Here is a 16,183-nt window from a genome sequence, read left to right on the forward strand (position 1 = left end):
TAGGGAATAGGGGTCCTTTTCATTTTATAAACCTATTATTCTACTTCGTCCCTTTTATCTTTGAACCACCCCCACCTTCACTTCGTTTAGAAGAGGGGGATTCCGGTTCTGGTGCAAAAACTTCAAGGTAATTGCAAGTAATCTCAATATCTTGGACATACTGATACTATTACTCTAAAAAGGTGTGTGATCGGTATGGAAAAGAAAAATTTATTCAAATGGAAACACTATCAGTCTGATATTATCTTATTAACGGTAAGATGGTACCTACGGTACAACCTAAGTTTTCGTGATTTAGTAGAAATGATGGAAGAACGGGGTTTGTCTATTGCTCATACAACAATTATGCGCTGGGTTCATCAATATGGACCTCAATTAGAAGAAAAAGTACGACATCATCTTAAATCAACAAATGACTCGTGGAGAGTCGATGAAACCTATATTAAAGTAAAAGGTCAATGGATGTACTTATATCGTGCAGTTGATTCAGAGGGTCATACAATTGATTTTTATCTAAGTAAATCAAGAGATAAACAAGCAGCCAAGCGCTTTTTCAAGAAAACCTTGGCTTTTTCGTATGTTTCTAAGCCTCGCGTGATAACAGTCGATAAGAACCCTGCCTATCCTGTAGCGATTCAAGAGTTGAAAGAAGAGAAACATATGCCTGAAGGCATACAACTAAGGCAAGTTAAATATCTCAATAATATAGTGGAACAAAACCACCGGTTTATTAAAAGACGAGTTCGTTCTATGTTAGGATTAAAGTCATTTAAAACAGCAATCTCAATATTGAGTGGTGTTGAAGCCATGCATATGATAAAAAAAGAACAGGTTGATTTACCGGATCAGTCTGTTCAAAATCAGAAAGAATTCATCCATCAATTGTTTGGGCTGACAGCATAAAATACAATTCCGCTCGAAATATATGCGCTATATTCTCTTGTATTTTATCTTTGCACCAGAACCCATTTAATAACTACTATAGCGCCATGCTTATTATTTTAAGGAAAGGTAGAGAGGTAACAATTCGGTTACAATATATCCACACTCTCTTTAATACGTGTTAAACTAACTTAGACTCCAGTGGATTGGAGATCTCTTATACTATCTGTATGTTTCAATTCTGAGCCCCCTTATTTTCTTATAAGGGGGCTCACTTTATTAATCTTATGTTGGTAGGGTTGTACTAATATGTTGGAATACAAACTCCACATATGTATTCACTCCTAGTGTAAAATGACAATAAAGCTATTTAATTTTAAAAGCTCAAACAAGCATAACCCCGTTCTAAATTTAGGACGGGGTTAAAAATAAAGTTGTTTAATTTTTGATGTAAGATATTTCACTACACTAAAAAATATAACAATAAAGTCGTTTAAAAATCTAAGTTTTATTCCACAATAGCGCCCGATTGTTGAATAGAGAAAATAGTTGTTAAATATGCGCATATTTAACAACTATTTTCTCTATTTCATGTCGTGAGTTTTCATTTTATCCAATTCTTTTTGTATCTTCTTATGAAAGTACTTTCTACCTAGATTCCATTCTATACATAAGAAAAACATCCCTAATAATAGATAAAGGATAAAACCAATAGTACTTTCAATACGATTCGTTATAAACAACCATGTCAGAAATACAATATGTGCTACTGGTAAAATTGCCCCCCAATAGATATTGTTTCTACTTGATAAGAAAAATTGAACAGCTAAAATACCAGCATAAATAAGAACCATTATTCCCCATCTCTTTCTTGTTTATATTTTTCAATAATCAATTTTGCATCCTCTACACTTATGCGATCATCAATCGACAGGCTCTTGATAAATTTAATAAATTCCTCGTTTTCTACGGCATCATTCATTTTTATTTTATCGATTAATCGATCAAGTTTAAGTCTTACTGTTGGGTATGATACCTCATAAACCTTTGCAATCTCTTTTAAAGAACCCGAATGAAGTACTAAGTTTTTAACAAACTCTAAATCCTCATTTTCCAAGGCTAAAATCCAGTTTGGAATATTGTTAATATCCACAGCTTTGCCCTCCGTTTACTTTTATTAATATTACTTTAACATATTTTTAAATAATATTAAACTAATGTTAAGTTTTATTAAGAATAATCTTTATAATTTATTTAATTTGTTTAATTGATTATAAAATAAAAAGAACCCATTTGAATTAAGTTACTCAAGTGGGTATTGCTTCACATTCTGGCCCTTTAGTGGAGTAACTTTATCGCTACTCAACAATTCCTTAATCCGCCTTTCAGTTCAGATCATCTTTTCACTCTTCACTATAAAAACACCCCTTTAGATAAACCGATTCAAAGGGGAAAAACATCGCAACTTTTTATAAACACCGTAACTTTATTTAAAAGCAACACCCTTGACTCTCCATTATCTGAAGGTATTAAGTTGGACCAAAGAAATTCATTAAAAGAAAAAATAATTGAATAGTAAACGTAAAATACAAAAAAATAAAAAGCAACCAGAATATTATTACTCTGATTGCTTTTTTCATTAGTTAAAGTTTATATAGCCTTTTTCTTTTAAACTCAAAAATCTATTATCTCCTATGATAACGTGATCTAACAAAGAAATGCCGAGAATACTTCCACCTTTCGCCAATCTTTTGGTTACTTCCACATCTTCCATTGATGGTTCAGGCACTTATCAATAGTAATGTGTATCAAATATTATAAAATCAATTACTTTACTTTAACTACATGTCTTTAAAGAGACTCAAATTTGGTGGTAGTTAACTTAAATGTCGATTTAAAACAAAGTTCTAACGTTTTGAAGAAAGTTTAACCGAATTAATCAAACTTTTTTATAAAATCTCATAGTTAGTTAGAAAGATTAACTCCATTTTGATCAATCTTTTTTCAAAATGGAGCTTTTGTATTTGCTATTAAATAAAGGTTGTGGAGGTTAAAATTATTTAACTTATAATGTAAGATATTTCAACGTACTTAAAAAGTGCTTACTGTTATTCATATTAATTTGTGAATGTTAGATGCTCTACTTTTTCTGGTATCAAGAAAGGACTCTTGAAATTATAGACTTGAATCGTATCTTTTTTATATTCATTCTTTTTTATGAAAAGTTTCAAAAACTCGAAATTATGCGTAGAGAATATTAATTGTTTTTTCACGGATCCTAAAACATCGCAAATTGAGAACTGATTAATATCATCCATATTTTGAATAGGATCATCTATAGCAATGAAATCTAACTCATGTATTTTCTGAGAATCGTTCATTCCTAAGAAGATAGAAATTGCTAATACATTTAATTGACCTGAGCTAAGTACATTCTTGGGAGTTGTTATATCCCCTTCATCATCATGTTCATCAAAGATTACTTTTACAAACAATTTCTCACCTTCTCCCTCAAACTTTATTGAACTTCGGGTTGGAAGAGGATTTAAATATCTAAAGTACTTTTGAATCGGAGAATAATACTGATTAAGATAATCTTTAGCATTGTTCCCGAAATCTCCAAAAACATTTTCTATATAATTGGATAATGATGTTGTAGTCTTATTTAAATTAGTAACTTTTTCATTAAGTTTAGAGCGTTCCATCTTTAATTGGATAATTTGTTCTTCAACATGATTATTATGTACAATTATTTCCAAGTCCGTTTCTAAACTAGATACTAACTTCAAAGTATTATCTATATTTTTTATATTGCTCTCTATTTTTTCTATGATTTTCACAAAAGGTAAATTTAAATGCTCATCAGAGATTTTTTTAACGTATTCTTGAACTTCACTTTCTAGATTTTGTATTATTTCTTCCTTACTTATTCGTTGTTTAAGCTTTTTAATCCTCAATTCTATTCTTTTATCTGCTCTAATTAAACAATCTAGTCTGTTACTAATTTTCTCTTCAGTCATGAATGTAGTATTTCCTATTTCTGGTTTATCTTCCTGCTTTAGTTTTTCTAATTCTAAAAGTAAAGCAACTACATCGTTTAACTTTTCAATATTTTCATTGTTTGATGAATTAATAGCTTTAACATCTTTTAAATCCTTTTCCATAAGGCTTGAATCAAAGAGTTTATTTGCTTCAGTACTTTCTATTTCTTTTTTAGCCCTTTTGTAATTCCAAGTCAAGACGTCCATTTCATCATTTATCTTTTTTATCTTAATATCCAAAAGTACTATATTTTCCCGCAGATTATTTTTAAGTGCAAGTAGTTTATCAGCATATGATGAAGATACATTAATCTTTTCTTTTAACAAATTAATATTCTTATCGATCGAACTTAATAAGCCCTCTTCCTCAAATTTAGAGGAACACACAGGACATATTTCATTTTGTTCATTACTCTCTACGAATTCATTTATTTCCTTTATATTATTTAGTAAATTTACAAGAATCCCATCTTCTGTTTCGACTATTTTTTTATCTATATTTGATAAAATTTCATTTCTTTTCTTTTTGAAATTTTCTAGTTTTGTTAATTTCTCACTTAACTTTTTATGTTCATTTGAATAGTTAGTAACAGTTACCTTGTTATTTTTATAATTATTAAAATTATTTAATATAAATTGATAATTAATATTTAACTGTTTCTTATCTTTAATGACGGACTTTATTAGTTCTATATCTACAGGATACGGTTGTGATTCTTGTAGTTTTTGATTGATTTCATTAATTTTATTTGAAAGCTGATTATAACTCGAGATGTCCTTTTTAATCCTATTTAGCTCTAGAAGTTTATTTTCTGCCTTACTCTTTAAACTTTTATATGATTCTAATGTATGATTATGCATCTCCTCGATAGCATTTAACTCACCAATTTTAGATTTCACCTGTTCTAGGTCAAAAAACTCCTCATTAAATTTATTGCACAATTTTAATTGGTCGTCAGCTTTTAATTTTTTAGTGAATTCCTTGTCTCTAATTTGTACTAAGTGTTTTTTTATTTCTTTAACATTATCTTTTATATTTATAGATAATGTATTTAAATTAGTATTTATCTTGTAAATATCAACTTGTCTTTTTGTTTCTTGTTTACTTAAGATCGACTTATCCTTCTCTTCCAAATCTTCACTTAACTTTTTGTTTTTACTTTCTAATGCTGAATGAATTTTCTTCATGTTATCTGAGAGTTTTAACATTGGCTTAAAACCCATTATATTTGCTATTGAACGAAAAGTCTCAACTGCATCTTCACTAGAAACAAATTCTGTTACTTGATCTTGAGAGAGAATATATGTCTGCTTCATTAATTTTCCAAACATATTTTTATTAGTCCCATTATTTTGCTGGAATATTCCACTTAGGAATTCGTCTGCTTTTTCCTTACTATTAATTGGTTTTCCATCTAAATTTCTTAATGTCTTATTATTTGAATCTGTTATTTTTACTGATGTGTTCCCAAAGACCTTATCTTTACAATTAAATTTCCTGATTAACTTTAAACCATTGAACTCCATTGTAATGCAGCATTCTATATCATTTTCTCCACTAGTTAATACATATCTATTTATTAAGTCTTTTTTAAATTTTTCACTTTCGCCTTCATCATTAAATCTGCTTATTGTACCTGAAATGCACCATTCAATTGCATCAAAAAATGAACTCTTTCCGAATCCGTTATCTCCATAAAAAATAGTAATATCCTTGGATAAATCGAAGTGATGTTCTCCAACATAATTCCGGAAATTTTTTATAACTACTTTATCAATCTTCATTATATTATTTCTCCTCGTTTATAATTTCTTGGATTATATCGTTCACTTTCTGATTCGTAAATTTTGTTTCCAATCCATTATTCTTTCTTACTAGTTCTAATATATTTGATACCTCTTTATCTTCCTCAGCTGTAGTAAATTCAACCTGAAAATCACGGCTACCTCGTGATTTATCAAAAAGTGGTATTCTGTCAAAGTCTTTTATACTTTTGACCACATATTTTCTTAAACCCTTAGTTTCCTTTTCTAATAGATATGTAAAATCTTTAGATACAGAATCATTCACACATACTAAATAATACGAATTCCATACATTATAATTTAAATAAAACAATCGTTCCCTTAACCTTATTGATTCTTCTCTTATGAACTCCTCTTTAGGATTAGAAAAATACTTCACTAATATATTAAACTTTGAATTTGAATATAAAACACAACCAATAGAGTCAATTTCTTCAATTTCCTCTTTATTCATTTTAAATCCTAGCTCTTCCAATTCATTATGTGTCCTATTAAAAATATTCATTTTATATCTCCAATCCTACTCCAAATGGTCAATATCTCATTATTGAATTCGTTAAACTCATCTAATGACAAGTGTTCATACCATTCATCCTCAAGAACTTTACCCGGAATTATAACTGTAGGTAATGAAACTCTATTTATATCTGAAGAGTAATCTAATCCATCTACTTCTTCAATTGGTATTTTAGTCATTAGATCATGGGGTTTTGCTTCTTTAAATTTTCCATCCCTATAATTTAATAACACTATCTTAAGTTCTTTATCTAAAAGAAATAGATGTTCTTTTTCATCTGCTCTTTCCATAATTAAATTTAATTTCATTGAAGAATCATTAAAATTTCGTGTTTTCCCAGAATTCAGCAAAGTTATTATTTCTTTCTTCTCTCCTGACCTCTTCTTAGTTAATAAGAATTTCGTATCGCCAAATTCTAAAGTTTCCTCATAGATAATATTCAGTAAAATTATGATTGTAATTAACTCTCTTAAGGTAGTCTCCCTAGTAATTTGATTTGTATTATAATAAATTCGTGTCCTGTTTGTACCCTCTACATATCTATTAAACACATCCCTAATATTCCCATTATCACTCAACCATTTTTGAAGGTACTCTCTGTATGTAAAAGCATGATCTTCTAATTGTGCATAAATCTTAACATCTTCAATCTCATCTAGATATGAACCAAATACTCTTTCAATGACTTTTTTATTACCATGTTCCTCATTCATTTCCTCAATATTTTTGAGACAACTCTCTTTAATTTCATTTAAAATATCATCTAGTTCACTTTTAGTAACCTTCAAATAATTCACATCACCATCTACTTTACATTTAGAACAAATTATACCTACTAATAAAAGGATATCTTTAACCTCTAAAGCAATATTTTTTGATTTGAAATCCTTAAAGATTCTTTTGCTAAGCTCCATAATTAGGTCATTTATATAACGGTTAATATCTACCATATAAGATCCAGTTTTCAAATGAAATCTCGACAATAATTCCTCAACTGTTTCACCGCATAAACTTTCATAATTTATTTCCTCTAATTTTGAATTATGCGTGTTATTTTTAATTGCTTTAACTAGAGAATCTTTTGAATTTGTTACTTTATCAAAATTTTCATTGTCAGTATAGTAATCAAAGTTATAGTTATCTGTTTTGACAACATGATAACTTGTATATATTTGAAATTGTGTTTTATATCCATCTTCCTTTTTAAAATATTGGGCTTTTGATAGTAATTTATCCACCCAAGAATCCTTTAACCTTACGGTTTTCTTTGTTCCTTCAATTTTCTTCGTACTACCTAGATACATTTTTGAAACATCGCTTGGATTTTGAGAACTATATTTACTAGTTTTAGCTTGAATAAACCTGATTATTTTCTCCCTTTCATTACCAACCACAATATCATCATGTAGTTCAAAGGCTACAAAATCCCATTTACCATCTAATAACTCTATAAAATATTCGATTGTAACAAGAAATTGATAAAAAAAACCTGAAATAGCAGTGAGCCCTCCTACTTCATCTGGTTTTAGTGTCATTAAATAATTCATAATATCAGTATCTTTTTTTGAAATTATATTCTCATTTAGAAACTCTATTTTTTCTTGATCATTTGGATATTCTGAAGAAAAACAATTCAACAACTTTATTTTTTCCAAACCAATTCACCTATTTTCAATATATTACTTAATTACTGTTAAATTCATAAATAATTATCTAGATTGTCAGTCCTCATATTTTACCATATTTAGCTAAAAAATTTAGTTTTATAAAGGTCATATTTCTGTAAAGTAACAATAAGGTGACTTAATTTTATTACCCCAAACACGCATAATTCCAGTCTTAGTATGTACGACGAGGTTGTTATGCGTTGTTTGTTTTTCGATTTAAAATACTTCACCAAGCTTAATTTATATTAATAAAGCCGTTTAAATCTAAAGGTTATTCACCAATTGCGTCTTTTAACATTAACATTCTTCAACAATCTGGCCCGATTGCTGAATAAGAAAAAATCCTGCACATCAACACAGGATTTTGATCAAACTTTTTTACATATTATCAATCTTTATTTTAAACGATCAGACTTTTTTATAAATTATCAAACTTTGTTTTAAAGCCACACCAAAACGAGTTCTTTTTTCTATTTATAAAATAATACGGTTCTGGATTCTTTTACGCTAATTAATTATAACTATATGCAGTTATTTACCTTATTTACTTCTTTGTAAAAAAACTCTACAACCCCCCTTCAAAAGGTACACCTTTTGAAGGGGGTAGATATCTATGAAAAACATTGCTTCAAAACATTAAAAACTTCATATTTGAAGTACTTCTATAAAATAAATACCTTTTGAAGCGGTTATGAAACTCGTGAGAAAATACTTCTAGATGAACAAGCTAAAATAGCTCATGCACGAGAAGAAGAATTAGAAGAAGGTATTAAACAAGGAAAAATCCAATTAATTCGTGGTATGCATAAAAATGGAATGCCATTAGAAGATATTGCAAAATTCACTGGTCTCAGTACAGAAGAAATACGAAAATTACTATTATAATTATATATCATGGCAAAAGATCGTAAGCGAAAACAGGCTTCTAATGATATTTGCCCTTTTGTAATAGAAATGCTTTTTAGAATGTATTTATTAGCAATCTGGCTCTCATCAATACCATATAAGAAGTGATATGACTCTTCACCTTTTACTTTGCCAAATCGCTTTATTAGAAGCTCTTTAGGTGTTTTTGCAACATCCTTCAAGGAAAATAGTCCCATTCCATGCAACACCTCTTCAGTAGCCGTTCCGATTCCCCATAACTTTTTAGAAACATCCTCGTATGTCCACATAGCAATCCTAGAGTTTGAATGTTTACTTTCCACGTCTAGAGCAATTTTTGAAAGAAACAAATTCGGTCCAATTCCAATAGATGCGGTTATGCCAGTTGTATCATATATTTCTCTTTGAATCCTTTTAGCAATTACAATTGGATCCTGTCCGGAAAGATGAGCTGTTTGTGGCATGTCTAGAAAGCACTCATCTATTGATTAAAAATGTAGATTCTCTAACGCTACATACTTCGTGTAAATTTCTGTGATTTGATTTGAAATTTCAACATATCTTCTCATTGTTGCATTTACGACAATTATATTTGTATCTCTTGGTATTTTGTATAATCTGGTTGCTGTGGAAATACCTAATTTTTCAAGTTTAGGAGTCGCAGCCAACATAATAGATCGATTTCTATTCACATCACCAACGACAGCTAATTTTACTTTTAGTGGATCTAAACCTCTCATAACGCATGCACAACTGGCAAAAAGTGAACAAATGTCTATGCAGAAAATCAATCGATTCATGCATTTCGAGTTATCAAACATCGCTTCACCCTCCCAAAACAGAACGTTTATTCTCGTTATAAACCTATTGTTTTGCGTTATATAACCATTTAGAAAATATTTTTTTATTATCATTATGGTACGTGAAATTATATACATATATTTCTTCAATATTCGACCACTGAACAATATAGTATCTCTTAATTTATTAAACTCGTTTTCATTACTCCATAAATTAAGAAAAGCCTAAACCCTTGTGTACCAATGGATTTAAGCTTTTTATTTTGTAAGAATGCACTTTGCAACAAGTTGCCATTAGGATAGTGTATCAGCAACTTGTAGCTATTACTATGAATGCTAGATTCCTCAAAATTATTCCATATTTTTTGATTTTCTTTATATTATTCTATGCTTTGTTTCAAATTATAATTCCATATTTATGAACAAAGGTTTAGTTTTATGGAATATTGTACAAGCTATAAGTACGATATTCTTTATTTAGGAGGGATTCCTTATGTTTGGTCTAGGAAAAAAAAGAACTCCATTTGGTGACTATTTAGATCGTAGAGGAATTAAACAACAGTGGTTAGTGCAAAAAACTGGATTAAGTAAATCATTAATAAGTGATTTAGCGAATAAAAAGGATCGTGTTCCCACTTTAACATCCGCAACTAAAATCATTAAAACACTAAGAAAATTTGATAACCGCATTGATTATCATGATTTTTGGGATATCAATATTTAAGATTCCTAAAATATGTGGTCCATCACGAACGTTCTCATAAACACATTTTGTTTTGCAGCATATTGTTCTAATTTGGATTGCCGATAGTCTGATAATGTGAAAAAGATAATTACCGGAACAATAGCATTCTGTCTTTTATAGATATCTGTTATATGGCCATATAACTGTATTTTATGTTCATTTGCCTTCATATGTTGCATACGATCTATTTCAACAAAATGGGGTACATTATCCTCAAAATACGTTGCGTCAGGAATAATCTGATACCGTTGACCATTGATTGAAAAATCGATAGATCTTTCTGTTTTCCATTCTGGAAATCCAAGCCACATCCAACTCTCGTTTCGCATTAATATGTGCTGTAATTGACTACTTTTCTTTACTTCTTTTGTAATACCTAATAAATCCCGTCCCTTTTTATTTAAATAATATACGTGTTCACGAGCCATTTTTGTAATGTGACAATACGGGTGCATATCCTTTAATACACGATTTGCATTTCGAATACTCCCTAGACAGTGGATGGCTTGTAATTGCCTCCTAGTTAAAAAATCCAGCTTACTCAAAGTGGATAAAATCTCGATTTGTCTCGCTTTCTGTTTGAGTGTTTGATGCCTCATTTTGCTTCACCACCTTATATTTCTTTAGCAACTCCCACATGTCTGTATCCTTTAAAAAAGGTACCTGGATTTCTTCTGTACGATCTGTCTTAAATAACGCCCGCCCAGGAAGGGAAGGTAGATCTTCAAGACCTGGTTCATCTAAAGCAACTTGTGAAGCGACCGCCGTTGGTAATCGAAAGCCTATTTTCGCATCAGCATTTTGTTTAATTTGTCTCGGTAATGTATCAGAAGTAGGATATTGCGTACAAAATATGAGCCGGAATCCTAAACCACCTCCGATTCTTGCGATTTCAGATAACATCTCCTGGCACAAAAATAATACATCACGTTGTTTTTTAGGTAATCCTTGTGTGGGACAAAGATTTGCTCCTTCATCTACTATGATGAAACATCGCTCTTTTATGGATGTATCTATGATATTAGTAAAGTAGGACTTCTTCATTACTTCAATTTGTTTAACCATTTTCTCACGTACTTTAGCCAACATTTCTAACGCCTGTTCCGGATTTTCAGCTACTTCTACAACTTGGGATAGCTCTTTGTAAGGACTAAATTCTAGCCCTTCTTTCAGATCGATAATAAAAAAATTTACGTGTTGCGATTGTTGCAAAATTAAACTAGTCATCACATTTTTTAAGAATACTGTCTTTCCAAAACGAGTCATTCCACTTACACACATATGCGGTGTTTTCTGAAAGTCATGATATACATATTTATCTAACGCTTTCCCCACCATAACGCTCCATGTATGCTCTTTTAATAGATCCTTAGACCAATTCCACATTTCAGGTATTTGTTGGCTAAATACTCGAATATGAAGCTCTCTTTGGTGAAACGATATTTTAACAGGTTTATATAGGCCTTCTTCTAATACTTCAGCTAACTTTTGGATAAGTTGACTAGGTACACCAAGTGGTAACTTGTAAACATAATTCATACTTATATCATCTTTAATTTCTTTTATAAAAATGGGGTATTGTAATTCACCTTTATGTTGAACACATATCTTTGTAATTTCAAAAAACGTTGCAATTTTTTTCTTATCACTCATTCCGTTACTTTGATAAAAATAAGCGACAGTTATAAAGGTTGCTGGGATTAATAAAAGTGACAACATTCCCTCCATACCTCCTTAAGGTAGTTGAGCCTGTATGGAAGCTTAGAAAAAGTGATTTATGATGCGCTATTATAATCACCTTCAACTACCAGATGTAATACTAACGCAGAAACACATCTAGTATATCCATTAGAACGTACCAAACACTCCCAATCAACAAGCATTTAAGACCCGCACGTAGCAACCAACCTGGAAGATAAAGACCTTTCTTCTTCAGCAATTTTATTACTAAAACTGAAGCTCCGGTCACGCCATATACAATCCCTAGCTCTCCAATGATTGTCATGTTTATCTCATCCTTTCGGTTTGATAGATAAATTGCCCTTCCGATCTCTATAAAGTTGATACTCATCCAATAGCTCATTCCATGACAATGCATGTTCTTCGCCGTATAACTCCTCCTCAATTTTTTGACTTAAATAATAGTAACCTCGGTATTGTTGGTCCAGGTATACTTCGTGACGTAACATATGATCTTGTATAGCGCATATGTTTTCTTCATTTTTATTAGCTTTGTACATTTGATTCAATGTTCGAGAAGAATACAGATAAGGTGTACTATGCAGCATTTGATATTGACTCATATGTCTTCACCATCCATATAGATTTCTAGATACACTAAATACATATGATAATGATACGGATTTTCGAATTTGTCCCTAAAAAAATACGTCATTCCTATTTTGGAATGACGTTCGACAAAAATCTTAAATTCTTTGAAACTGTACTAATAACAAGAGAACCACCCTTTCTTCACGCCGTTGCAAGCAGAAAAAGAGTGGTTTTTGTAAAAATAAATGATACTTGATAGCCACCACCTGACGGTAGCAGTTATCAAAAGAGGAGCACGTGTTGGTAGCATGTTGCTCTCTTTTTTATTGTATGATTTTTTTAAGTGGTTCGAAAGTAAAATTAAAAATTGTAAATTAATCTTTTCAGTTATGTTAGTAACAATGTAATTGAAGATTAGTTAATAAAATCTAATATAAATATATATCTTATATATATTAAAAATATAAAGATAAAACTTATATAGGACTGGCAAATGTACGTGTATCCTTACTGTAACATAGACTTTTAACATCTCATAGCGTAAAAAATCATAAATAGTAGAATCTAACAATGGAAAATTAGGTATTATTATGATTTAAAATCTACAAATAATCATAAATAGAATTTAGTATTCCTACATAAAAAATGAAACAATTTGATACATTATTAAACATATTTATTCAATCATAAAATTTCATATGAATTCAATGAATCTCCACAATCTTATTGTAGTTACCCACAAAAGATTCACATTATGTGTTATTTAATCAACATAATCCGAATTTAGCACATAACTCACATTAATATTGATGATTTTTGATAGATGAAGGCATATAAGCCATTTATATCAATGATAATGGTACTAAATTATTCACATTATGTGTTATTTATCTACTTATCCACGAAATTTAATTTTTTTCTTATGATTTCTTGTAGATATTTGAATGTATATAGCCAGCTTATAACATGTTTTTATGGAAATATGTGTGGAAATTGAGATAGGTACCATACTATTTTTGTATATGATTGCATAAAAAAAGACTCTATTTTGAATAGAATCGAGTAAAGTTACTTATTGTGAAGAATGAGTAAAATTCTTTTAAATAAACGTATCAACACGAATAGCCCTCTATCTTGAATTTTTTTCAAAAATAGAGAGCTGATTATGATTAGTTTGTTTTCATTGCTGTCAGTACTTGCTCAGCTGTTGTTACTGGGATACCAGCGCGTATTAACTGTTCAAAGGCACGCATAAATGTAATTAAATTAAATTTATCTGGTACTTCAATAACGCGAAGCTTTTCTTTCGGTAATCTATCTATCTTCTCAATGAACAATTCCCGAACATCACTAGGAATAGAGCGCTCTTTATGTCCTCTTACCTTTAAGAGTTCACGTATTTCTATTTCTAAAGCCATATAAGCGTTTAGGTTTGTACCTTGTTCATAAGCGTACTTTCTAAACAACGTTTCTTCTTGATACTTTAGATAGTTGCGGTGATATGATTCCTCTGTAACAGGTACAGCAAATTTGTAATTTAGTAATTCATACGTTTTGCGGAACAACTTTTTGATGTTTCGCAGAGAGTACATAGAGAAATGCAATCCGAAATCAAATACAGCTTGTTCTTTTTGTTCTTTTGGAACATGTTGTGTAATCAGAGGATAAATACCCTCTTTAGCTGCGGTATCAAGAATTTGATATTGTGATGTTTGATTTAATAATTTTTTCAGTGTATATACTAATTTGCTTGGATATTCTTCATTACAATCTATCATGTCACGTAAGCTATGAATTACGCTTCGAATTTGTCGATGGCATGTATATTTAAGTACATGGATAAACTTGTTCATGTCTTGTGTAAATTCACCAATATTCATTTCTTGTAGTACGGATTCGATAAAACGAGCTTTACGAGCATAAGTAAGCTTTGGTGTGAATGGATCGCGATACTGTACTTCTCCTGTTTCTTTTGCACATAAGAAATCCGTATGTAAGGATAGATATAGAGTCGTATATCTTTTTTTATTCTTAACCCCTTTTTGTAATTTACAAATTTTGAATAGTGGAGTCCCTGTACATGGTAATGCAGTTGTTAATTCTGTCATAACTGCACGGATTTGATGTGGATATTTTTTATGTAAAAAGCGGTACATCCCACCAAAATGAGTTTTATTCCCTTTTTCATCTTGTTTGTCTAAAGAACGTTTTAGTGTAGTTTCACTGTGCTGTTGCATAGCAATATCTAAGAATAGTTTCTTAGATGCAACTGATAGCTCAAAGAAAGCTTTCGTAAATACCACCGGGCTAATATAAACATATGCATTGGCCTTTTCAGTTTCTTCATTCATAAAATGAGTTAATTTAATTGTATATCGACCATCTAATTCATTTTCAATCGTAATAATGTTATGTATACTTAATTTTTTTAATGCAATATAGAATTGAGAATGCTGTATGTAAGCAAATTCTTCTTTATATAGTTTGTAATCTTCCCACATCATATGTATTGTTACATTTGGAATGACTCCATTCGTGTAACATTTTTTATGTAGATATAAGAAGACTTCCAAATCTGCGTTTGTAATGCCATATAATTTATGCTTTCTTCCCATTGTTTCCGAAATAGCAGATAGTGTACGACGTGAAAAAGATGGTTTAGCCTGTGCTACGAAGCCATCCACATCGGCAATACGCTCCTCATATGTCATATGATCAACAATATCCTCAAGGTATGTATCTTTATAGCTGTAGTATTTTTCTTCGAAAGTTTCAACAAGTTTTTGCCAAGACTTCAGTGTTACTAAAACTGCATTTGTAGATTGTCCATTTAGACTACGTTGATTACGAATAATAAATGATTTTCCCATCTTTTTCACCTCCTACCTATAAATCCCGAAATAAATGCCAAAAAACTATAAAATATATCAATTTTGATTATACCAAATCGAAATTTGCTGAAATGCGTCCCTTTAAGAGAAAAAACAAAAAGATGAAACGCCCTTTAATCCCTTGTGTATCAAGGGGTTTCAGGTTTCTCGAAAATTTTTTTATGGACATGATATGGCTATGGATTTTCATATTGGTAGAAAAGAAGGGGAATAGCAACAAAAACCGTGTAAACATGATTAAATCAACAGTTATATCGATTTTTAAAAAAATAAAAGGGACATGATATGGCTATGGATTTTCATCTTTATAATTGTGAATTAAACAGATGAAACCCTTTAAACAGTGATGTTAATGGGTTTTATCTGTAATTTTATAATTACAAAAGGAACATGAAGTGGCTAGGCTAGTTTTCATGTTTGGATAAAAAAGGGGACATCATACAGCTATGGATTTTCATGTTGCATAAATACATGAAAATAGGGTTATAAACATGTAAAGCCTTAATATAAAAAGGTTTATGGGGGGTTCTTCTGAAAAAAAGGGACATCATATAGCTATAAATTTTCATAACGAATTGTATAGGTGTAGTAGAAAAGCTTATATATCAAGCTTTAAGCATTTTTAGAAAAAAATTTCGAGTTAGTAAAAAGAGTTACATAATGTCATTTTTGTTTCAT

At 30.3% G+C, this 16,183-nt stretch carries 12 protein-coding genes and 3 pseudogenes; 3 read left to right on the top strand and 12 right to left on the bottom strand.

Translation table 11 applies throughout. The features are described from left to right. Positions 1 to 195 precede the first annotated feature (195 nt). Entirely contained in the window at positions 196 to 903 is a 708-nt protein-coding gene (locus QCI77_RS30245) for an IS6 family transposase (RefSeq protein WP_353826101.1), read from the top strand. Positions 904 to 1,466: 563 nt separating this feature from the next. Here QCI77_RS30245 and QCI77_RS30250 read toward each other — a convergent pair. The 6 genes and pseudogenes from QCI77_RS30250 to QCI77_RS30275 all read right to left on the bottom strand — a co-directional run bounded on the left by QCI77_RS30250 (position 1,467) and on the right by QCI77_RS30275 (position 7,901). Next, positions 1,467 to 1,736: a hypothetical protein gene (locus tag QCI77_RS30250; RefSeq protein WP_078181609.1), complete on the bottom strand. Its 270-nt coding sequence runs from the start codon at positions 1,734 to 1,736 to the stop codon at positions 1,467 to 1,469. Continuing rightward, complete coding sequence (locus QCI77_RS30255) at positions 1,736 to 2,035, bottom strand: DUF2089 family protein (protein ID WP_016104021.1); 300 nt, start codon at positions 2,033 to 2,035, stop codon at positions 1,736 to 1,738. The genes QCI77_RS30250 and QCI77_RS30255 overlap by 1 nt, the downstream gene beginning before the upstream one ends. A gap of 486 nt (positions 2,036 to 2,521) precedes the next feature. Next, positions 2,522 to 2,668: pseudogene (locus QCI77_RS30260) on the bottom strand (JAB domain-containing protein); the annotation flags it as partial. 331 nt (positions 2,669 to 2,999) lie between these two features. Further along, complete coding sequence (locus QCI77_RS30265) at positions 3,000 to 5,708, bottom strand: AAA family ATPase (RefSeq protein ID WP_353826102.1); 2,709 nt, start codon at positions 5,706 to 5,708, stop codon at positions 3,000 to 3,002. A gap of 4 nt (positions 5,709 to 5,712) precedes the next feature. Continuing rightward, positions 5,713 to 6,234, bottom strand: a complete 522-nt coding sequence (locus tag QCI77_RS30270; RefSeq protein WP_353826103.1) for a hypothetical protein — start codon at positions 6,232 to 6,234, stop codon at positions 5,713 to 5,715. After that, a complete protein-coding gene (locus tag QCI77_RS30275) occupies positions 6,231 to 7,901 on the bottom strand; it encodes a hypothetical protein (protein WP_353826104.1) in 1,671 nt (556 codons plus the stop codon). Before QCI77_RS30275 ends, QCI77_RS30270 begins: the two co-directional genes overlap by 4 nt. Before the next feature lie 696 nt (positions 7,902 to 8,597). Between QCI77_RS30275 and QCI77_RS30280 the strand changes: the two are divergent. Then, positions 8,598 to 8,798: pseudogene (locus tag QCI77_RS30280) on the top strand (Rpn family recombination-promoting nuclease/putative transposase); the annotation flags it as partial. 338 nt (positions 8,799 to 9,136) lie between these two features. On the opposite strand, the pseudogene QCI77_RS31025 reads toward QCI77_RS30280, so the two are convergent. Beyond that, positions 9,137 to 9,736 (bottom strand): annotated as a pseudogene (locus QCI77_RS31025) (Y-family DNA polymerase); the annotation flags it as partial. A gap of 355 nt (positions 9,737 to 10,091) precedes the next feature. Here QCI77_RS31025 and QCI77_RS30290 point away from each other — a divergent pair. Beyond that, positions 10,092 to 10,322 carry a helix-turn-helix domain-containing protein gene (locus QCI77_RS30290; protein WP_000467332.1) on the top strand — a complete coding sequence of 77 codons (231 nt, stop codon included), beginning with the start codon at positions 10,092 to 10,094 and terminating at the stop codon, positions 10,320 to 10,322. 5 nt (positions 10,323 to 10,327) lie between these two features. On the opposite strand, the gene QCI77_RS30295 is transcribed toward QCI77_RS30290, so the two are convergent. From QCI77_RS30295 to QCI77_RS30315, 5 genes are all read right to left on the bottom strand, one after another. Continuing rightward, a complete protein-coding gene (locus QCI77_RS30295) occupies positions 10,328 to 10,942 on the bottom strand; it encodes a replication-relaxation family protein (RefSeq protein WP_353826105.1) in 615 nt (204 codons plus the stop codon). Beyond that, positions 10,881 to 12,062 carry an FtsK/SpoIIIE domain-containing protein gene (locus QCI77_RS30300; RefSeq protein ID WP_353826106.1) on the bottom strand — a complete coding sequence of 394 codons (1,182 nt, stop codon included), beginning with the start codon at positions 12,060 to 12,062 and terminating at the stop codon, positions 10,881 to 10,883. The genes QCI77_RS30295 and QCI77_RS30300 overlap by 62 nt, the downstream gene beginning before the upstream one ends. A 100-nt stretch (positions 12,063 to 12,162) precedes the next feature. Next, the gene (locus QCI77_RS30305) at positions 12,163 to 12,348 is read right to left on the bottom strand and encodes a hypothetical protein (protein WP_353826107.1); all 186 of its coding nucleotides are present in this window, start codon (positions 12,346 to 12,348) and stop codon (positions 12,163 to 12,165) included. A 7-nt stretch (positions 12,349 to 12,355) separates the two neighbouring features. Beyond that, positions 12,356 to 12,646 carry a hypothetical protein gene (locus QCI77_RS30310; protein ID WP_353826108.1) on the bottom strand — a complete coding sequence of 97 codons (291 nt, stop codon included), beginning with the start codon at positions 12,644 to 12,646 and terminating at the stop codon, positions 12,356 to 12,358. Positions 12,647 to 13,783: 1,137 nt separating this feature from the next. Next, positions 13,784 to 15,484: a hypothetical protein gene (locus QCI77_RS30315; protein ID WP_353826109.1), complete on the bottom strand. Its 1,701-nt coding sequence runs from the start codon at positions 15,482 to 15,484 to the stop codon at positions 13,784 to 13,786. Positions 15,485 to 16,183 lie beyond the last annotated feature (699 nt).

The sequence above is a fragment of the Bacillus cereus group sp. MG9 genome (assembly GCF_040459995.1).
In the GTDB taxonomy this organism is placed as follows: Bacteria; Bacillota; Bacilli; order Bacillales; family Bacillaceae_G; genus Bacillus_A; species Bacillus_A mycoides.